17 protein-coding genes and 1 pseudogene are annotated in these 19,239 nt (G+C 71.6%); 9 read left to right on the forward strand and 9 right to left on the reverse strand.

What is annotated here, in order from left to right; translation table 11 throughout:
* Nucleotides 1-9: 9 nt before the first annotated feature.
* Both ACLZOT_RS01720 and ACLZOT_RS01725 read right to left on the reverse strand, forming a co-directional pair.
* Nucleotides 10-468 carry a hypothetical protein gene (locus ACLZOT_RS01720; RefSeq protein ID WP_416966833.1) on the reverse strand — a complete coding sequence of 153 codons (459 nt, stop codon included), beginning with the start codon at nucleotides 466-468 and terminating at the stop codon, nucleotides 10-12.
* Between the two features lie 112 nt (nucleotides 469-580).
* Nucleotides 581-793 (reverse strand): annotated as a pseudogene (locus tag ACLZOT_RS01725) (hypothetical protein); the annotation flags it as partial.
* A gap of 212 nt (nucleotides 794-1,005) precedes the next feature.
* On the opposite strand from ACLZOT_RS01725, the gene ACLZOT_RS01730 reads away from it, so the two are divergent.
* The 5 genes from ACLZOT_RS01730 (at nucleotide 1,006) to ACLZOT_RS01750 (ending at nucleotide 4,733) form a co-directional block, all read left to right on the forward strand.
* Nucleotides 1,006-1,419, forward strand: coding sequence for a hypothetical protein (locus tag ACLZOT_RS01730; RefSeq protein ID WP_416966834.1), 414 nt, complete (start codon nucleotides 1,006-1,008; stop codon nucleotides 1,417-1,419).
* A complete protein-coding gene (locus tag ACLZOT_RS01735) occupies nucleotides 1,416-1,613 on the forward strand; it encodes a transposase family protein (RefSeq protein WP_416966835.1) in 198 nt (65 codons plus the stop codon). The genes ACLZOT_RS01730 and ACLZOT_RS01735 overlap by 4 nt, the downstream gene beginning before the upstream one ends.
* 724 nt (nucleotides 1,614-2,337) lie before the next feature.
* Nucleotides 2,338-2,544 (forward strand): hypothetical protein, encoded by a 207-nt coding sequence (locus tag ACLZOT_RS01740; protein ID WP_416966836.1) that lies wholly within the window; start codon nucleotides 2,338-2,340, stop codon nucleotides 2,542-2,544.
* 699 nt (nucleotides 2,545-3,243) lie between these two features.
* Nucleotides 3,244-3,717: a carboxymuconolactone decarboxylase family protein gene (locus ACLZOT_RS01745; protein ID WP_416966837.1), complete on the forward strand. Its 474-nt coding sequence runs from the start codon at nucleotides 3,244-3,246 to the stop codon at nucleotides 3,715-3,717.
* 92 nt (nucleotides 3,718-3,809) lie between these two features.
* A complete protein-coding gene (locus ACLZOT_RS01750; RefSeq protein WP_416966838.1) occupies nucleotides 3,810-4,733 on the forward strand; it encodes an RNA polymerase sigma-70 factor in 924 nt (307 codons plus the stop codon).
* A 6-nt stretch (nucleotides 4,734-4,739) separates the two neighbouring features.
* Here the strand turns inward: ACLZOT_RS01750 and ACLZOT_RS01755 are convergent, their stop codons facing one another.
* Nucleotides 4,740-5,510, reverse strand: a complete 771-nt coding sequence (locus ACLZOT_RS01755; RefSeq protein WP_416966839.1) for an SDR family NAD(P)-dependent oxidoreductase — start codon at nucleotides 5,508-5,510, stop codon at nucleotides 4,740-4,742.
* A 130-nt stretch (nucleotides 5,511-5,640) separates the two neighbouring features.
* The gene (locus ACLZOT_RS01760) at nucleotides 5,641-6,546 is read right to left on the reverse strand and encodes an NADP-dependent oxidoreductase (protein ID WP_416966840.1); all 906 of its coding nucleotides are present in this window, start codon (nucleotides 6,544-6,546) and stop codon (nucleotides 5,641-5,643) included.
* 120 nt (nucleotides 6,547-6,666) lie between these two features.
* Between ACLZOT_RS01760 and ACLZOT_RS01765 the strand changes: the two genes are divergently transcribed.
* Nucleotides 6,667-7,038, forward strand: coding sequence for a MerR family transcriptional regulator (locus ACLZOT_RS01765; RefSeq protein WP_416966841.1), 372 nt, complete (start codon nucleotides 6,667-6,669; stop codon nucleotides 7,036-7,038).
* Here the strand turns inward: ACLZOT_RS01765 and ACLZOT_RS01770 are convergent.
* Nucleotides 6,992-8,953: a hypothetical protein gene (locus ACLZOT_RS01770; protein WP_416966842.1), complete on the reverse strand. Its 1,962-nt coding sequence runs from the start codon at nucleotides 8,951-8,953 to the stop codon at nucleotides 6,992-6,994. The two genes, ACLZOT_RS01765 and ACLZOT_RS01770, sit on opposite strands and share 47 nt — an antisense overlap.
* A 177-nt stretch (nucleotides 8,954-9,130) precedes the next feature.
* On the opposite strand from ACLZOT_RS01770, the gene ACLZOT_RS01775 reads away from it, so the two are divergent.
* Nucleotides 9,131-9,313: a hypothetical protein gene (locus tag ACLZOT_RS01775; RefSeq protein WP_416966843.1), complete on the forward strand. Its 183-nt coding sequence runs from the start codon at nucleotides 9,131-9,133 to the stop codon at nucleotides 9,311-9,313.
* Nucleotides 9,314-9,483: 170 nt separating this feature from the next.
* The gene (locus tag ACLZOT_RS01780) at nucleotides 9,484-11,403 is read left to right on the forward strand and encodes an alpha-L-fucosidase (RefSeq protein ID WP_416966844.1); all 1,920 of its coding nucleotides are present in this window, start codon (nucleotides 9,484-9,486) and stop codon (nucleotides 11,401-11,403) included.
* 8 nt (nucleotides 11,404-11,411) lie between these two features.
* Here ACLZOT_RS01780 and ACLZOT_RS01785 read toward each other — a convergent pair whose 3' ends face one another.
* Nucleotides 11,412-12,035, reverse strand: a complete 624-nt coding sequence (locus tag ACLZOT_RS01785) for a TetR/AcrR family transcriptional regulator (RefSeq protein ID WP_416966845.1) — start codon at nucleotides 12,033-12,035, stop codon at nucleotides 11,412-11,414.
* Between the two features lie 89 nt (nucleotides 12,036-12,124).
* Nucleotides 12,125-12,535, reverse strand: coding sequence for a winged helix-turn-helix transcriptional regulator (locus ACLZOT_RS01790; RefSeq protein ID WP_416966846.1), 411 nt, complete (start codon nucleotides 12,533-12,535; stop codon nucleotides 12,125-12,127).
* 100 nt (nucleotides 12,536-12,635) lie between these two features.
* On the opposite strand from ACLZOT_RS01790, the gene ACLZOT_RS01795 reads away from it, so the two are divergent.
* Nucleotides 12,636-13,493, forward strand: coding sequence for an alpha/beta fold hydrolase (locus ACLZOT_RS01795; RefSeq protein WP_416966847.1), 858 nt, complete (start codon nucleotides 12,636-12,638; stop codon nucleotides 13,491-13,493).
* Nucleotides 13,494-13,619: 126 nt separating this feature from the next.
* Here the strand turns inward: ACLZOT_RS01795 and ACLZOT_RS01800 are convergent, their stop codons facing one another.
* Both ACLZOT_RS01800 and ACLZOT_RS01805 read right to left on the reverse strand, forming a co-directional pair.
* On the reverse strand, nucleotides 13,620-15,797 hold the full coding sequence (locus ACLZOT_RS01800; protein WP_416966848.1) for an MMPL family transporter: 2,178 nt from the start codon (nucleotides 15,795-15,797) through the stop codon (nucleotides 13,620-13,622).
* 206 nt (nucleotides 15,798-16,003) lie between these two features.
* Nucleotides 16,004-19,225: a S8 family peptidase gene (locus tag ACLZOT_RS01805; RefSeq protein WP_416966849.1), complete on the reverse strand. Its 3,222-nt coding sequence runs from the start codon at nucleotides 19,223-19,225 to the stop codon at nucleotides 16,004-16,006.
* Nucleotides 19,226-19,239 lie beyond the last annotated feature (14 nt).

The following is a 19,239-nucleotide window of genomic DNA, read 5'->3' on the forward strand; positions in this document are numbered from 1 at the left end:
GAGCCGCCGTCAGAGGGTCTTGCGGTAGAGGACGGCGTGGGAGATGCCGAAGACGGGGCGGATGGAGGCGGCGATCGTGCCGTGGCAGTTGATGTCGACGACCTCGCCCTCTGTGGTGATGCCCTTGGCGGCGAGGTCGGTCCAGCGGCCCCGCTGCCACAGAGCCGGGTGGACCTGGCCGTTGGCGAGCTGTGACTCGGCCAGGATCTGGTTCCTGTCGTTGATCGCCACGAGTCGGGTGGTCGAGCCGCCCAGGGCGCCCAGGTCGGTGACCTTGCCCTTGTCCCACCGGGCGGCGTGGAACCCGGTGGCGTCGTGCAGCCTGCCGCCGGAGACCTGGCCGCGGTCGTCGATGGCCGAGGCGTCGTCCAGCGGGAGCTTGCGCATGCGTCCCTTGGACCACAGGAAGGCCTTCCTGCCGCCGGTCTTGGTCGCGCTCAAGCCGACGACCTGGCCCTTGTCGTTCATGGCGGTGGGGAAGCTGGACGGGCCGCCAGAGGTAGGCGGTGTTCTCGCCGTCGACCCTGGCGACCGTATGGCCCTTGTTGTTGATGTCGAGCGGGTGGAACGCGCCGAGATCCTTCATCTTGCCGCGGCGCCAGACGAAGCCGTGGAAGCCGCCGTCGGCGACTGCGCGGCTGCCCACCACCTCACCGCGATCGTTCATCGCGGTGGCGAAGCTGCTCTCACCCCCCAGCGTGCCGAGGTCCACCAGGCGGTAGGCGGGAGTCGTGGATCCGGCTGCGGCGGTCGGCACCGCCGAGGCCGACGCGAGCACCGTGAGCTTCAACATCTGACCGCCTCCTCTCAAGGGGCAGGTCCGGTTTGTGCTCGTTGGACGCACGGAGCCCGGATTGGGTTGTCACCGTTGAACCGCTCGTCAGAACGGCGTTGAGCCCCCGGAAATCCACGGCCTGTGAATTGGTGAGAGTCGCTTGAAATGGCGACGGTCTCTGTGCTGGATCTTCACTCGCCGAAGAAGAAACCACACAGAGACCGTCGTGGATGAAGGCTGTTACGGGGCTTGAGCGGGAGCACCTGACCGAGCTGGTTGCGCGGATGCATGCGGTGACAGGGCCGCTGTGGGTGCAGGGCCGCCCGCCGGCCGCGGGTTTGTACCGGTCGGTGGTGATGGTGCTGTTCCTGCTGCGCGAGAACGTGACCCAGCAGGCGACGGTGTCGCGTCGCTGGGACCTGCTGCGTCCGGCCATCATCACGGCCCTGGCCGATGCCGTCCCCTCGCCCGCGCAGATCGCCGGAGGCTCAACGGCGCTGGTCGATGGCACGCTGGTCCCGACCTGGGACCGGAAGCACCGCACCGACCTGTACAACGGCGAGCGCGGCGACCACGGGATGAACCCAAGCGGCTGGCCGGCATGCAGCTATGCGGCGATCTGGTCTATCTCGGCACCGGCATGATCACCGGACGCCGCAAGCCACCCAAGCAAGACCACACCCCCGCACAACTGGCCGCCAACACCGTGCTCGCCAGATTCCGCTCCCACAACGAACACGTCATCGCCCGCCTGAAGAATTGGAAAATGCTCTCCCACCGCTGCCGGCCACCCTTGGAAAAACTCCCCGAAGCCGTCCAGGTAATCGTCTTCCTGTAGCTGTTCCGGACACACTTCCAGGCAAGCCAATGAATAAGCTCCCTGGTAGCTGAGACAGGTACTTCGGTGCTCATGGCCGCGCCGAGCCGGTCCGGTATTGCGCGCCATGTCAGCAGCTGTTCCAGGAGCGCGAACGGGGAGCGGGCGGTCCTCGAACCCGGCGTGGACAGCGGCTACCGGGGCGCGTTGGGCGTCACGCGTCAGACTTCCGCCTGAGCAACATGAACGACCGGGCGAGGTGGGTTTCGAGAAGGGTTCAGTCGGATTTCGAGTCGTGTGGTGTCAAGAAAGAAGTTTCCCTCTCCTTATGCCGAAACGACGATCGTCCGCTACTGGTTTTGCCGAGACGGTGGCCTCGCTGACGCCTGCGCCAGCTGAACGCCATGAGCCCGACGGGTCCTCCGAGGCCATGCCCGAACTGTCCCCGGCCGGTTCGGGGGACCTCGTGGACGAGAAGGGGCGTCTGTGGACACGGAGCCGGGGTCCTCTTGGTCCGAGGCCTGCCAAACGCCGGGTGCGTACTGCGGACGAGATGATCGTCGGTGACAGGGCCGGCGAAGTGTTGCCTTTCGTGGCGCCCGTTGGCCGTGAAGCCGAGTGGGCCGAGTTGAAGAACCGGCGGCGATGCCGGCCAGTGCGGTGGCAGAACCGGGGACCAGCGGCTCGCGGAGCGGCGACCCCCGGTGGGAACCTGAATCAGTGCGGAAATCCCGGTGTCCACGCGATGCCGATCAGCAGGACTGCCCGGACCTTCGGCCCCGGCATCCGGATCGACACCGACAACCGGCCGGGCGGCTGCACTCTCACCTTCGACGCGGCGAGGATCGGCCGCACGTACGTCGCGCTGGATTTCAGTACGACACGGACGGCGACGCCCGACAGTGCGGGAACACCGGGTATCGCTGGGCGGAGACCGACCGAGGCCCTGTGAAGATCGGCGTCGACACCGACGACCGGGCTGGAGGCTGCCGACTTCAGCTTCGGCTGAGGGTCGGATTCGGTTAGGACTCGTTCGGGCGATCAGGTGCGGAGCCCGATGGTGAGGGCTGCGACGCGACTTCGGAAGACCGTGGAGAACGCGCGGTCTGACTGACGAGAACCCGGCGGTGAGCGGCCCCCGCCGGAGCGGGAGGCACAGGTCTCTTGGAGTCGGAGCGCTGGTCGGCGTGGCAGCGCCCGGCGCCGGTACGGTCTTCCGCCGGAGTGTGCGGCAGGACTTCGGGGGACAGGGCGATGCATCGGCGAAAGCCTTCTCCGGTGGGGCGCCAGGAGTTCGCCGCGCTCGACCGTGGCCCAAGTACGGTCAAGGCGCGGCCTCATCCCGAGCGGCCGGTTCCGTGACGCCGACTGGGCCTTGTCGAGGTCGCGATGTGGTTACTGGACGCGGTACTTGAGGAGGCGCCCGCTCTCTGGGTTCTCGGCCGGAGGGCGGGGACACGAGAGAAGCGGCGAGGTACGCCCCCGCCGCGTTCATCCAGCCCTGTCCTCCGCACGTCGTCGGTCGAGTGGCATCCACGGGGGAGAAGACCCAGCCGAACCAGTGACGCAGGTCACTCCCCAGCCATGTCACAGGGCGGCGGGCCCTCTCGTCTCGGGTGTGTAGCCACCCACGAGCACGGAGGAGCACACCATGGACGCGCGACTGGACTTCATGACCGAGCCGAGCACCGGCAAGACCCTCAAGTACCTGATGACGGCGGGCAAGGCGCTCAGGGACACCACGCTGCCCCTCACCACGCAGGAACTCGTGTCGGTGCGGGTGAGTCAGATCAACGGCTGTGCCGCCTGCCTCGACATGCACACGAAGGACGCCCTCGCCGCCGGTGAGGACCCGGTGCGGCTGGGGCTGGTGGCGGCGTGGCCGGAAGCGACGGTCTTCACCGACGCCGAGCGGGCCGCGCTGGAGCTGGCCGAGGAGGGGACCCGGCTCGCGGACGCGGCGCACGGCGTCAGCGACGAGGTGTGGGCGAACGCCGCCAAGCACTACGACCAGCAGCAGCTCGCCGCCCTGGTGCTGCTGGTCAGTTTCATGAACCTGGCGAACCGGATGAACATCATCGTCCGGCAGCCCGGAGGCGACTACCAGCCCGGGCAGTGGCACTGACAACGCGGAAGCGGCTGCGGATTCGTGGATACCGGTAGCCGATCGACCGACGGGGCCGGATGATCATCGGACGGGCGGAAAGGGGCCAAGTCGTGGGCAGTGTCGAGGAGTTCGCGGAACTGCGGCCGTTGTTGTTCTCCATCGCCTACCGGATCCTGGGCAGCGTCAGCGAGGCCGAGGACGCGGTCCAGGAGACCTGGCTGCGCTTCGAGGCCGGCCCGACGCGGCCCCGGTCGGCCAAGTCCTACCTGTCGGCCGTGGTCACCCGGATCTCGATCGACGTCCTGCGCTCGGCGCGGGTGCGGCGGGAGGCGTACGTCGGGCCGTGGTTCCCGGAGCCGCTGCTCGCCGACCCCTACGAGGACCCGGCGCGCTCGGCCGAGCTGGCCGACTCGGTGTCGACGGCGGCCCTGTTGCTGCTGGAGCGGCTCAGCCCGCTGGAGCGCGCGGTCTTCGTGCTGCGCGAGGTGTTCGACTTCGGCTTCCCCGAGGTCGCCTCGGCGGTCGGCCGGTCGGAGGACGCGTGCCGCCAGCTCGCGGTACGGGCCCGCCGGCACATGAGCGAGGGCCGGCCCCGCTTCGAAGCCGACCGCAAGGAGCGCGAGGAACTCGCGGGCCGCTTCTTCGACGCGCTGCGCGAGGGCGACGTCGACGGCCTGCGGCAGTTGCTCGCCGCCGATGTCTCCATGGTCGGCGACTCCGGCGGCAAGGCCCCGCAGCTCGCCCGGGCGATCGTCGGCGCCGAGAACGTGGCCCGGCTGCTGGCCGCCGTCTTCCCGACGCTGGCCCGCATCGACATCACCGCCGAGCCCCACGCGATCAACGGCCGCCCCGGTGCGATCTTCCGCGACCGGGACGGCAAGGTCCTGCACACACTGGGACTCGATGTCCTCGACGGACAGATCCAGACGATCCGCCTCGTCCTCAACCCCGACAAGCTGGCCCACGTCGGCCCGGTCGCGGACGCCTGGACGGTCTCCCGCGAGCTGAAGGAGTCACGCCGGACCACACCATGACCACGGTCAGCGCCCGGCGAGCCTCCGCAGCACCACCGACGACACCGGCGTCGGCAGCACCCGCAACGTACGGACCAACGCCGCCGTGGGCCACGGGAAGTACGCCTGCGCCGGTTCCCGCTCCAGGGCGCGTACGACGTACCGGGCCGCCCGCTCCTGACTGATCTGGAACGGCTTGGGAAGGCCGTCCCCGTCGATCCGGTCCGTGGCGACGAAACCCGGGTGGATCGAGGTGAACCGGATGCCCCGGGGCGCCAGTTCGACCCGAGCGGCGTCGATGAGCGCCCGTGTGGCCGCCTTCGCCGCGGAGTAGGGACCCTGGCGGGGGATCCCCATGAGCCCGGCCAGCGAATTGGTGTGGGCGATCAGGCCGCCGTCGCGCTGGGTCCCGAGCTGCCGGATCAGCGGGACCAGGTAGTTGACGACCACGTCGTGGTTGAGGGCCATGATCCGGGCGACGTCCGCCACGGAGACCCGGTCCATCGACATGTCCGGCCCCTGGCCCGCGTTGAGCAGGGCGACGTCGACGGCGCCGAACTCCGCGACGGCGGCCGCGACCACGCCCTCGGCGGCCTGCGGATCCAGTGCGTCGGCGGGTATGTCCAGGCAGGCGCTTCCCTCGGCCCGCACCTCCCGCGCCACGGCGGCCAGTTCGGGTGCGCGCCGTGCCGTGAGGACCAGCCGGTTACCGCCCGGAGCGAGCCGCCGGGCCACCTCCGCGCCGATCCCCGACGAGGCGCCCACGATGAGAACCGTCCTGCCGATGACGCCCGCCATACCGGGTGCTCCTCACTGTCGATCCCGCTCACGAACACGGCCTTGCCGCTCAATGGAATCATCCAACCATGTCGACTGACCATGTCACCTGTAGGGCGGCGCTGAAACCCGGGTCGGTACGGCGGCGACGTCAGACGCGGACCACGACCTTGCCCCGCGTGTGCCCGCGCTCCGCGTACGCGTGCGCTTCCGCGATCCGGTCGAGGGGGTAGACGCGTTCGACACGCGGCGTGAAGAGGCCCTGGCCGCCGAGTGAGGCCGCTTCCGCGAGGAGCGCGGAGTCGTTCCGCGCGTCGGCCACGCGTACGCCGAGCCGGTGCGCGCCCGCGTGGTCGGCGACCGTGGACACGCGTGCGGGGTCGCCCACGAGGGCGACGAGGTCGGCCAGCGAGCCGGAGGCCGCCGTGTCCAGGGCGAGGTCGACGCCGTCCGGGGCGAGGGCGGCGACGCGGTCGGCGAGACCGGGGCCGTACGTCGTGGGGAGGGCTCCGAGGGACGTGAGGAACGCGTGGTTGCGCTCGCCGGCCGTGCCGATCACGGTGGCGCCCCGGGCCACCGCGAACTCGACCGCGGCACTGCCCACACCTCCGGCGGCACCTTCGACGAGAAGGGTGCGTCCGCGCAGGGGGCCGAGCGCGTTGAGGCCGCCCAGCGCGGTCACGGCCACCAGGGCGGCGCCGGCCGCCTCCTCGTCGGTCCACCGGGCGGGCGCGTGGGCCCAGGCCGACAGGACGGCCAGCTCCGCCGTCGCGCCGGTGAGGCCGCCGAGCCCGAAGACACGGTCACCGACGCTCACCCCTTCCACACCCGGACCCGTCCCGTCGACGACACCGACGGCGTCCCGTCCGGGAATCGCGGGCAGATCCACGGGGAGCACCTCGCGGATCACGCCGGAACGGACCTTCCAGTCCACCGGATTGACGCCGGCCGCCGCGACCCGGACGCGGACCTCACCCGGTCCGGGACGCGGGTCCGGCACCTGCTCGACCACGAGGGTCTCCACACCGCCGTACTCGTGGAAACGGGCTGCGCGCATGACGTACTGCCTCTCCAACGCGGCCTGGACGGGCCGACGTTGAGATCGTTGGACTGCGGACGCGATCTACGCTAGAAGCTGACGTCGGCGTCAGGTGCAAGTCGTTCAGGAGGAGGACCGGTGCGGATCGGTGAGGTCGCGGACAGGGCAGGAGTGAGCGTGCGGGCGCTGCGCTACTACGAGGAACAGGGCCTGCTCGACGCGTCCCGCAGCCCCGGCGGCCAACGGCACTACCCCGACACCGCCGTCGGCAGGGTCCGCCTGATCCAGCAGCTGTACGCGGCCGGCCTCCCGAGCAGGGTGGTCCGTGACTGCCTGCCGTGCGTGGACTCGGGGGCGACGCACGCGCCCTCGGAGCTCCTGGACCAGCTGGAGGCCGAGCGGGCCCGCATCGACGAGCGGATCGGCGACCTGCTCGCGGCACGCGACAGGCTGGACGAGGTCATCACCCTCTCGCGGGACCCGGACGCCGACTGCTCTCACATGGTGTGAGGGGTGCTGTCGGCAGCACCTTCCACGGCACGGCGATCGAACCGTCCGGCTCCCACCCGAACCGGTACAACTGGACGCTCTCCTGCGTCCGCCCCAGCTTGCGCAGCATCCAGACCGCCGTGGACCGGGCGCGGGGAGAGCCGGCTTCGGCGGCGCGGAAGTACCAGTGCAGGGACTCCTCCACCCGCCCCGCCGCCTCCAGCAGCCGGGCTGCCGACCACGACCGGTCGAAGTCGGTGTCGGTCGTCGCGCGAGCCTGGTTCTCCCTGATCGCGCGCTCCAGCCGCCCGCGCTCCTTGAGCCACGGGATCAGGGCCTCCAGCATCTCGGCAGGCGAGGGGATACGGGTGGCGTCCAGCTCGATCAGGGCGAGTTCATGCTCCGTCAGCTCCGCACCCCGAAGAGCCGGCGCGGTGACGGAGCCGAATCGGGCGGCGGTGCGCAGCAGACCGCGCTCGACGGCCGCGCGCGTGATGGTCCCGCGGTCGGCGGGAGGGGCGTGGTCGATCAGGGCGTGCCACAGGGCGGGGGGTGGGGGAACGGCGTTGCGCGCGGTACGGCCGTGCTGTTCGAGGTAGTCGGCGAGGCGGTAACAGGGCTGGCCGGGACGGGACTGGCCGGCGCGCGGACGGATGCGGGACAGCGGGCCGCGGGCGCCGTGCACGGGCGTCCCGGTGTGGGCGAGGGCCTGTTCGAGCCAGTCGTCCTCCAGCAGGTCGTACTGGGCGTCGGTGAGGTACCCCTCGGCGGCCGCCTCCAGCAGAGTGCGGGGGAGAACCGGGCCGTGGCCCAGGCGCCGGGCGTCCATGGCGGCGTCGATCAGGGCGCGTGCGGGTGCGGGGGCGGCGTGATAGCGGTCCAGCAGGGCGGGGGCGCCGGCCAGGTACTGGGTGATCTGCCCCTGCTCAGCCCGTGCGGCGGCCTGGCGCAGCCGGGGATCGTCCTCGGCTCTGCGCTCCAGAAGGCGCAGATCGGTGTCCGTGAACGTCTCGGGGACGGGCACGGCATGGCCGGTCAGCAGCGCACGGGCCTGGGCGTGAGGGTCGGGTGCCGCGTCGGCGGGCGGGACGGTCAGGCGGGACCAATGGCCGGGCCAGACGGTGCCCAGCACCAGCACCGGCCCTCGCTCCGGCTCACGCAGCAGACTCCGCAGCCCCGCGGCGACCCGCTCGCCCACCGGGCCGGAGGCCAGGTAGAACTGAGCCTCGTTCAACCACACCACCGTGTACGGTGCGACGTCCTTCAGCTCGGCGAGGGCGGCCTCGGGCCGGGTGGGGTCGATGGGGTGCCACAGCCGCCACGGCTCGTCCCGTTCACGCAGCGGCTTCAACGCCTCCCAGCAGGCGCGGGTCTTGCCCGTGGACGACCCGCCCACCAGCACCGCGATCCGGCTGGTGCCGGCGGCCGCCCGTGCCACCACCTCTCCCAGCTCCCGGTCATGTGCGCGCGGCACATACTCCGGCAGCACGGGCAGGCCCGTGAACGGGGAGTCGATCGCGCGGTGCACCTCCAGACGGAACGGGTCGGTCACCGAGCCGAGCGGCCGCCCGGGGCGCATCCGCTCCAGCGCGGCCCGCCCCTGCTGGGCCTGGACCGCGGCGCGGGTGGCCGACGCGCGCCGACGCGCCTCCGCCTCGTAAGCGCGCCGCCACCGCTGCGGGTCCAGCAGCGCCACCACCACGGGGTCGTCGGACAGCCCCACGTGGCCGGCCCGGTCCCGCAGCACCCGCAGGACGACGAGCAGCGGCTCTATCCGCTGCGGAAAGCGGTCCGTACGCAGCCAGTCCCCGACCGTGGTCGGGCTGACCCCGGCGGCGCGGGCCAGCACGCGGTCCGAGGGCTCGCGGCGGAGGCGGACGTCGCGGAACACCGCCAGTTCGGCCATCAGGGCGGCGAAGGCGGGCGACTCCGTCATCCTCTGCCTCCCTCCGCGGCGCCGGGATGCCTGAGTGCTCTCTACCCCTTCAGGCCGCCACCGACCGGTGCACCCGGAAATGTGTCCAACCCGCACCGGACCCCTGCTGGACAGCACACCTGGACAGCCACTGTCGGCTCCACAGGACACCCGCCACATCCCAGGGGAGTGCATGCCATGAGCCCGTTCCAGATCCTGTCCCTGCTGCTAGCCCTGTCCATGGCCCTCAACCTCGCGATCATCGCGGGACTCCTCGCGCACCGGTCCGGCGCCGGCCTCCACGACGCGTTCCTCACCGGCGCGGGCACGGCGGGTACGGGCCTCGGGATCTATTTCGCGGCCCTCGCCGCCTACCGCTGACCGCCTCCCACGCCGAACCTCCGATGTATCAGCCGGTTTTCGCGCGATCCCTGGACAGCAACCGGTTGGGGGCTGTTAATTCATCCCATGTCATTCGTCATTCGGTGAGTCGCATGACAGGACGTGCCGTTCCACGGACAGTTTCCACGGACAGTGAGGAGAGACCTCCCTTGTCGCAACCCCCCACCCGACGCGCCGTGTTGACGGGCCTGGCGGCCATGACGGTGGCCGCCGCCGTCGCACCGGCCCTCGCGTCGCCCGTGTACGCCGCCTCCGGGCAGCCCCTGCCGCTCGCGCCCCTGCGGATCCCCCGGCTCGACCTGGGAGTCGAGCAGCAGCCGGACGAGAAGGTCCGGTGGCTCGCGGACGCCAGGATCGGCATGTTCATCCACTGGGGCGTCTACGCGGGCCCGGCCAGGGGCGAGTGGTACATGGAGAACGCCGCCGTCACGCCGGAGAACTACCGGAAGTACGTCACCGACGCGACCGGCGAACAGTTCACCGCGAGCGCGTACGACCCCGCCGACTGGGTCCGGCTGGCCCAGGACATGGGCGCCAAGTACACCGTCCTCACCGCCCGCCACCACGACGGCTTCGCGCTGTGGCCGTCCGCCCACCCGAACGCCTGGCACGCCGGACAGGCCCCGCTCCAGAGGGACTTCATCGGCCGGTACGTCACCGCCGTACGCGCCGCCGGGCTGAAGGTGGGGCTGTACTACTCGCCGCTGAGCTGGCGTTACCCCGGCTACTACGACGTCCGTGGCACCAACTGCCTGAAGAACGCCTGGGGTTACACCACCGATCCGGCGCACAAGGAGAACGCGCGGATCATGAAGAACGAGGTGTACCAGCAGGTCAAGGAGCTGGTGACGCAGTACGGGAAGATCGACGACCTCTGGTGGGACGGGGGCTGGCTCGGCCAGCAGGGCTCAGACGCGGACGCCGCCTTCTTCTGGGAACCCGGCAAGTACCGTGACAGCGCCAACGAGTGGCCGGTGGACGCCGGTTACGGCGACACCGACCCCGCCACCGGCAAGCCGCTGGGCCTGACCGGGCTGGTCCGCAAGCACCAGCCGGACATCGTCACCACCCTGCGCTCCGGCTGGATCGGCGACTTCGCCAGCGAGGAGGGCTCGTCGGTCCCCACCGGCCCGATCCGTACGGGCAGGGTGGCGGAGAAGTGCTTCACCATCGGCGGCGCCTGGGGCTACAAAGCCGGCGCCCCCGTGATGAGTTTCGGCACCGCCATGAACATCCTGGTCAACGCCTGGGTGCGGAACATGACGTGCCTGGTCAACGTCGGCCCGGACCGCACCGGCGCGGTACCGGCCGACCAGCAGTCCCTGGCCCGCCGGATCGGCTCCTTCCTCACCACCTGCGGCGACGCCGTGTACGGAACGCGGGGCGGCCCCTGGAACCCGGTGGACGGCCAGTACGGGTACACGTACAAGGACAGGACCGTCTACGTCCACCTCCTCCCCGCGTACAGCGGCACGTCGTTCACCACCCCCTCGGTGGGCGACGCGCGGGTCACCCGGGTCCACGACGTCGCGTCGGGCGCCGACCTGCCGTACAGCGTGGACGGCAGCGGCAAGGTGACGGTCACCGGCATCGACCGCACCCGCATCCCCGAGGACAGCGTCGTGGGCGTCACGCTGGACCGGACCGTGCAGCCGGCCGACATCGCCGCAGGCAGGACCGCCACGGCCGACAGCGAGGAGAGCGGGAAGGGGAACACCGCGGCCAAGGCGGTCGACGGCTCCACCGCGACCCGCTGGTGCGCGGCCGACGGCTCCACCGGGCACTGGCTGACGGTGGACCTGGGAGCGGCCACGTCACTCACCGGCGTACGGATCGCCTGGGAGAAGGACGCCACCAACTACCGGTACAAGGTGGAGGGTTCCAGCGACAACAGCACCTGGACCATGCTCGCCGACCGCACCGACACCACCAGCGCCGGCCAGACGCAGACCGCCGTCTTCAGCGCCTCGGTGCGGTACGTGCGGGTGACGGTGACCGGGCTGCCCGCGGGGGCCTGGGCCTCCGTCCGCAGCCTGGAGGTCTACGACCGTCCCTTCGCCGCTTTGTAAGGGCGCCGTCACGCCTCCGGTACGGTCACCAGTTCCAGTCGCCCCCCGGCCAGGGCCAGCGAGGCGGAGACCAGGATCTGCAGGCCCCTGCGCTCGGCCTCTTCGTCGGGGAACGACAGATGCTGCGTCGTGAGGCCGTCGAACCCGGCGAGGAAGAAGCGGGCGATCGTCTCCGCCGGCTGGGCGAGCTGGTGGCCGGTCCGCTCGGCGGTCTCGGTCACCAGCTTCGTCGTCACGGCGGTCACCTGGCGGTAGTGCGCCTCAAGGGCGCCCTGGAGACGGGGTGTGCGGACGGCGAACATGAACAGTTCGGCGAGGAGCTGGTGGCTGGTGGGCTGCTCGCGCACCGTACGCCACAGCGCCGCCGCCAGTGTGGCGAGGGTTTCCTCGAAACCGGTGTCCTCGGGCGCGGCCCGCTCGACCTGTGTCACCAGATCCGCCGTGAGCTGCTCCATCACGGACCGGTACAGGTCCTCCTTCGTGCCGAAGGTGTAGTGGACGGTCGCCTGGGCGACGCCCAGTTCGGCGGCGATGGCACGGGTGCTCCCGGCGGCGATCCCCTCCCGCGTCATGAGGTCGATCGCCGCCTTGATCAACTGGGGGCGGCGCTCGGCCGCTGTCACGTGTGCCATAGGGGCATGATAAATGACTGAGTCCATCGATTGAGTCGTGCGACTCAGATCAGGCCGACGACGTAGGACCGAGTGCGGAACCGGCCTGCTCACCCCTCGACGGCCCCTTGATCGGCGGCTTCGTTGGCGCGGGCGATCTCGGCCATGTGCTCCTCCGCCCAGGTCCGCAGCCCCGCGAGCGCGGCTTCCAGGGACAGCCCGAGTCCGGTGAGCCGGTAGAAGACGCGCGGCGGCACGGCCGGTTCGACCCGGCGCGACACCAGCCCGTCGCGGGTCAGGGTTCGTAGCGTCACGGACAGCATCTTCTGCGAGACGCCGGGCATCCGGCGTCTCAGCTCCGCGAAGCGCACCTCGTCCGGGGCGGCATCGGCGAGCGTCTTGACGGCCATGGACGTCCACTTCGTGCCGATGCGGTCCAGCAACTGCCGTGTCGGGCAATGGGGATCGAACAGATCGCCGCGTGCCCCGCGACCGGCGGCCCGGGCTTCTCGGGTGGTCACCTCTGGCTCACCACCTTCCCTCAAAGTGCCGTCTAGGAAGCGATCGGACAGTTACCTATCGTTCTGTGGTCACCAATGGTAACCAGCCGGAGGAGCCGTCATGCCCGTCACCACCGCCCATCACCTGCGCCGTGTCGCGACGAACGGCGTCCACCTCAATGTCGCGATCGCCGGGGACGGTCCCGCGGTTCTCCTGCTGCACGGCTTCCCGCACACCTGGCAACTCTGGAGCGGCGTCATGGGCCGACTGGCCGGGCAGTACCGGGTCATCGCGCCGGACCTTCGAGGCTTCGGCGCCAGTGAACGTGCCAGCGAGGGATACGACGCGGGCACCCTCGCCGCCGACGCCGAAGGCCTGCTCGACGCGCTCGGCGAGCCCTCGGCAGCGGTGGTCGGCATCGACGCGGGCACCGCCCCCGCCGTCCTGCTCGCGCTGCGCCGACCCCGCCTCGTCCGGCGCCTGGTCGTGATGGAGGCACTGCTCGGCCGCCTGCCCGGAGCGGAGCGCGTCATCGCGGGTGGTGCCCCGTGGTGGTTCGGCTTCCACGCCGTCCCCGGCCTCGCCGAGACCGTCCTGGCCGGCAACGAGGCCCCGTACATCGACTGGTTCCTCGACTCGGGGACGCTCGGGCGAGGAGTACCCGAGGACATCCGTGCGGCCTTCGTCCACGCGTACACCGGGAGCGAGGCCCTGCGCTGCGCGTTCTCCTATTACCGGGCCCTGCCCACCAGCGCGCAGCAGATCCAGGACGCCGTCGCGACGGCTCGGCTGACCATGCCCACCATGGCCATCGGCTCTCACCCCGTCGGCACAGGGCTCGAACGCCAACTCCGCCCCATCGCCGATGACCTGGTCGGACACCACCTCCAGGACTGCGGCCACATCATCCCCCTCGACCGCCCCGACGCGTTGTTCGCGCGCCTCGCTCCCTTCCTCTCCGCCGATCTGCCGAAGTGACGGGAGCGGGGCTGAAGGCGAGCCTCGCACCGCTTCCGCCGCATGCCCTGACTCGCAGAGGCGCTCAGCGTGCTGAAGACCGGCGACGTCGGCATCGAACTCCTCGGAGGGGGAGGCGGGCGCGGTTCACGCGACCGGCTGGGTTTCCTTCGCGTCCGGCGCCGGTGCTTTCTGGAGGCCGGTGCCCTCGATGTCGAGGTCCGGCAGGATCCGGTCCAGCCACGTCGGCAGCGTCCAGGCGCGGCGCCCGACGAGCGCGAGGACCGCCGGTACGAGCGTCATGCGGACGACGAACGCGTCGATCGCCACCCCGACGGCCAGGGCGAACGCGATGGGCTTGATGAGCGGGTCGTCGAGGGGGAAGAACCCGGCGAACACGGTGAACATGATGACGGCCGCCGCCGCGACGACCCGGACGCTGTGCTGGGCCCCCTCGACGACCGACCGCCGCGCCTCGCCCGTACGGATCCACTCCTCGCGCATGCCGGACACGAGGAACACCTCGTAGTCCATGGCCAGTCCGAACAGCACCCCGATGAGGATGATCGGCAGGAAGCTGACTACCGGGCCGGTGTGGGACACGCCGAGCGCGTCGGAGAGCCAGCCCCAGGTGAACAGGGCGACGGTCATGCCCAGCGAGGCCGCCACCGACAGGAGGAAGCCCGCGGCCGCCTTGACGGGGATCACCAGTGAGCGGAACACGATCGTCAGCAGGATCAGGCTCAGCCCGACGACGATCGCGATGAAGGGCACGAGGGAGTCGCCCAGCCGGTCGGACACATCGATGTTGACGGCGGTGGCGCCGGTGACCGCGACGCTCGTACCCGTCGCTGAACGGATGTCGGCCCCGGCGGCGCGGATGTCCCGGACCAGCCGGTCGGTCCGTACGCTGTCCGGCCCCGACGCGGGGATGACCGTGATGACGCTCTGGGCCGGGTCGCTGGTGCCCTGCGGCGGGAGGACCGCCCGGACGTCGCGGATGTCCCGCAGCCGGTCCGCGACCCGGGCGCCGGCCTCGGCACCCGGCCCGCTCCCGGCGTCCGTCAGCACCAGCAGCGGCCCGTTGAACCCGGCGCCGAACGCGTCGCTGACGGTGTCGTACGCCCGGCGCTCCGTGGACCCCTGCGCGGCCGAGGCGTTGTCGGGCAGCGACAGCCGCAGATCGGTCGCGGGCAGCGCGAGCACGAGCAGGAGCCCCGTCCCGGCGAGCACGGTCAGCAGCGGCTTGGCCACGACCCGCCGCACCCAGCGCGCACCGAGGCTCTCGCCGCCCGCGGAGCGCTGTACGCGACGCCCCGGCCTGGGCGTGAGGCGGGTCCCGGCGAACCCGGCGATCGCGGGGACCAGCGTGATCGAGGCGAGCACGGCGACGAGGACGGCCCCGGCGGCGCCCAGCCCCATCGTCGTCAGGAACGGGATGCCGATGACGCTCAGCGCGGCGAGCGCGATGATCACCGTGCTGCCCGCGAAGACCACGGCGCTCCCGGCGGTGCCGTTGGCCAGGGCGATCGACTCGCGCGGGTCGATTCCCCGGGCGAGCTGCTGGCGGTGGCGGGACAGGATGAACAGGACGTAGTCGATCCCGACGGCCAGCCCCAGCATCAGCGCCAGGGTGACGGCGGTCGAGGAGATGTCCACCACGGGCGTCAGCGCCAGCAGCCCGGCCAGCCCCACCGCCACCCCCACCAGCGCCGTGAGCAGCGACATGCCCGCGGCGAGCAGCGAGCCGAAGGTGATCACGAGGACGGCCATCGCGACGAGGACGCCGATGATCTCCGACGGGCCGATCTCGACGCCCTTGCTGCCGTAGACCGAGCCGCCGACCGCACTCGTCAGCCCCTGCTCCTGCGCCGAGCGGGCCGCTTCCTCCAGCGCGTGCACGGAGGACTTCTCGACCTCGGCGGTCTGGACGGCGTACTGGACCTGGACTATCGCGGTCCTCCCGTCCGCCGAGACCGCGCCCGCCGCCTCGGGCGGTACGACGGCGCTGACCTGGGGCGCCTTCTCGGCCGCCGCGACGGTCTCGGCGATCACGGCCCGGTAGCGGGCCTCGGTGACCTTCTCCCCGGCGGGCGCCGTGAGCACGATCTGCGCGCCCGCCCCCGCGGTGGCCGGCAGCGTCCTGCCGAGCGTGTCCAGCGCGCGCTGCGACTCGGTGCCGGGGACGGAGAAGCGGTCGTCGAGCTTGCCGCCGAAGAGACCGACGCAGGCGACGAGCGCGGCGAGCACCGCCAGCCACAGGGCCAGGACGAGCCTTCGGTGCCGGTAGGCGCCGTGGCCCAGCCGGTGCAGGAGGACAGCCATGAACGAGCTCCTTGGAACGGGGACGTACCGGGGCGTGACCGCCCGTACTCGACCGACATTATCACTCGACAAAGTCGATCGCGTCAGTCGTATGTGTGAGGTAGTCCGCCCTGGTGCGGAGGCGCGGGCGCACCCCGCGCGGCAACGCCCGAAAACGCGGCGGGGCGCCCACCGGTGGTGGGCGCCCCGCTGTTCTTGTCGGCTGTTCAGCCCACGGTGTAGGTGTACGGGATCCCGATCAGCTCGGAGCCCGCCACGAAGGGCGAGACCGTGTCGACGTAGACGATTCCGTGGACGACCGTTCCCGTGGGCGCGGTCGGGGTCAGGGTGAGGTGCATCGTCGCGGTCTTGCCGGGCGCGGCCCGGTCGCTGTCGAAGTCGGCGGCCGGGTCCCAGTAGTCACCGGTGGACGCCTTGGCCGCCGGGTCGAACGCCTGGGTCGTGGCGGTGAGCGTGACCTTCGCGGTGCCTTCGCCGGCCGGCTTGTCCGTGAAGGGGCCCCGGTCGGTCACGTCCGTGGTCCACTGCCCGGCGGCCAGTTCGCCGGCGGTGGCGGTGGCGACCGTGGTGCCGTCGGGGCCGGGCTGCCCGAACACGGCGGGTGCGCCGGTCCAGGGGTAGAGGTCGAGGTCGACCGGCCGGTCCGCGCCGGCCGTGGCGACCAGCCCGGTGGTGTGCGAGGGCACGTTCCAGGCCGGGCCGCCCTCGTTGATCTTCCCCGTCCCCGACTTGTCGTCGCCGTACTCGAAGGCGCTGACCTGGGTCATGGTGTCGAGCCTGGGGTCGAGGAAGTAATCCCGCACGGCCGGACCGGAGTTGACCACCCGGATCGGGACGGTGAGCGAGCTGCCGCGCTTGAGCACACGGGACGGGCTGTCGGGCAGCCCCGGTGCCGAGGCCGTCACGGCGTCGAAGCGGACCTTCCCGGTGACCTGTTGGCTGAACGCCTTGCCGCTGACGGCGTCGGGCAGTCCGACGATCAGGGTCCAGCGTCCGGCGGCCGGGCGGTTCGCGGTGAGGCTCGCGTACTTCGTCGGCACGCTGTGCTCGTCCGTGGTGCGGTCGCTGTCGCGGGCGAGGATCTGCCCGTCGGGGCTGACCAGGTAGTAGACCAGGGCGGTGGCGGGGTCCTCGGCCGTGAGGTCGACGGTCAGTGCGCGCCTGCCCGCCGGTACGTCCAGGTAGTAGCCCAGGGTCTGGCCGACGTCCCGTCCGACCCCGCCGGTGACGGTGGCCGTGAAGGACGTGCTGTGCCCGGGCGCCGGGTCGGTCGGGATCAGCGTACGGCGGGCCACCGGGAGGGACAGCCGGGTCCCCGCGTCGGAGGCGAACTGGAGCGAGAACGGCGCGTCACCGGCCGTACGCGGCAGCGGGATCCGTACGGGGAACCTGGTGGTGCCGCCCGCCGGGACGATCCGCGTCTGCTCGGGGACCCCGGCCGTGGTGTAGCGGTGACCGGTGAGCCGGACGGTGACCGGGCCGCGGTAGCTGCCGGGCTTGAGGGGCTTGTCCTGGAGGTGCATACGGCCGTTGCTCCACACCACCTTGACCGTCCAGGCGCCGGGGCGCGGGTCGTGGACGTCGACGTGCTGGTAGTTGGTGTGCAGGCCGTAGCCGTCGTAGTCGTAGCTGAACTGGGTGAGCCGCCCGTCCGGGTCGACCAGGACCAGGGCGAGCTTCCCGGAGTCCGCGGTGCCGGGCCACACCATCTCGGCGTCCAGGAGCGGGGTGCCCTGGGGGACCTGGACGGTGAACGGCCGTGCGGCGAGGGCGCCTTCGCGGTCGTCCCCGGCCAGGGGTGCGCCGACGGTGACCTTGCGCTGGTTGCTGAAGGTCTGGGCGCCGACCGTGCGGGAGGTCAGGGTGACCCGCTGCGGGCGGGCGGCGGTGTTGGTCAGGGAGACGGCCGTGTCCTGCGTGCTGCCCGGCTTGCCGGTGACGTTCAACTGGCCCGCGGAGGGAATCAGTTCGGCGCCGCTCGACCGTGCCGCGCGGACGGCCGCGGCGGTGTCCAGCAGGCCCGCGCCCTGTTCGTCGGCGGGGGTGCGCAGGTCGTGCGCGGTGCCGGTCAGGAGCCGCTTGACGAGGTCCGGCGCGGGCCGCCGGCCGCCGTGCGCGTCCTTGTACGCCTGGACGACGTCGGCCGCCGCGCCGGCCACGAAGGGCGCCGACTGGCTGGTGCCGCCGAAGACCTGGGTGGGCAGGGCGCAGTCGGCGAAGCGCGGGGAGACGGTGCAGGCGGACATGCCGACCATACCGGGGGCCACCAGGTCGACCAGCTTGTTGCCCGGGGTCGTGCCGCCGGAGGACAGCGCGGTGATGTTGTCGCCGGCCCACTTCGCGTAGCCGAGGCCCTGCGCCGCCAGCCGGAACGACGTGCTCGCGCCCACGCCGATCACCCGCGGGTCGCTGGCCGGTGAACCGACCGTGCCGGACGTCCCCGAGTCACCGCTGGAGGCGACCACGGTGACCCCGGCGGCGACCGCCGCGTCGTCGGCCAGCCGGATCGGGTCGGTGGCCGCGTCGGGGTACGCGTTGCCGCCGAAGGACTGGCTGAGGACATCGGCGCCGTGTTCCACCGCGTACTGGATCGCCCGCACGAACCCGGAGGTCCAGGCGTGCTTGCCGAACACCCTCAGGTCCATCAGCTCGGCGTCCGGCGCGAACCCGCGGATCCGGAAGGTACAGCCCTTGGGCAGCCCGGCGTACGGCAACTGCTCGGACATGTCGTACGTACGGCTGCCCTGCGCGGCGATGGCGCTCGCGTCGCCGAACGCCTCGCCGCCGCCGGTCGCGGCGTTCACGCCGTCGCCGCTGAAGTCCTCGCGGTCGGTGACCACATGGGTGCCGTCGGGGCGGATGAACTCGGGGTTGTCCGCGTCCATGCCCTCGGCGAAGAAGGCGACCTTCACGCCCTTGCCGGTGGCGGTGCGCTGCGCGGCGTCGGTGTGCGTGAGCTGGAGGGCCTCGGGTTCGAGGAGGGGATGGGCGGGGGACGTGGGGCACGACGACGGGGCGCCGGTGGCGGTGCCCGTGGCGGTCGTGGCGGCGCGGTTCGTGTCGGGCAGGCGTATCGGGAGGTCCGGTACGACCGCGGCGACGTTCCGGTTGGCGCGGACGCGTGCCACGGCGTCCGGCTTCAGCGTCGCGGAGACGGCGTTGATCAGGCTCATGCCGTCGATGTGGGTGGCGCCGTCCTGCTTCAACTGCGCCACGACGGGGGCCTGGTCCTCGGCCGCGGCGCGAGTGCGCTCGGCGGACTGGGTCCGCACGGGGAGGTCGGTGAGCTGGTCGCGCAGGACGACGATGACCCGTTGCGCGGGGCCGCCGGGACTGCCGGCGGCCGGCTGTGCGGGGGCTGCTCCCAGCGAGAAGGCGCCCAGCAGGACGGTGCCCGCGAGCGCCGCTCTTCTTCTGTTGACGTGCATGAAGTTCTCCGCTT

Source organism: Streptomyces sp. 4F14 (assembly GCF_048159485.1).
Classification (GTDB): domain Bacteria; phylum Actinomycetota; class Actinomycetes; order Streptomycetales; family Streptomycetaceae; genus Streptomyces.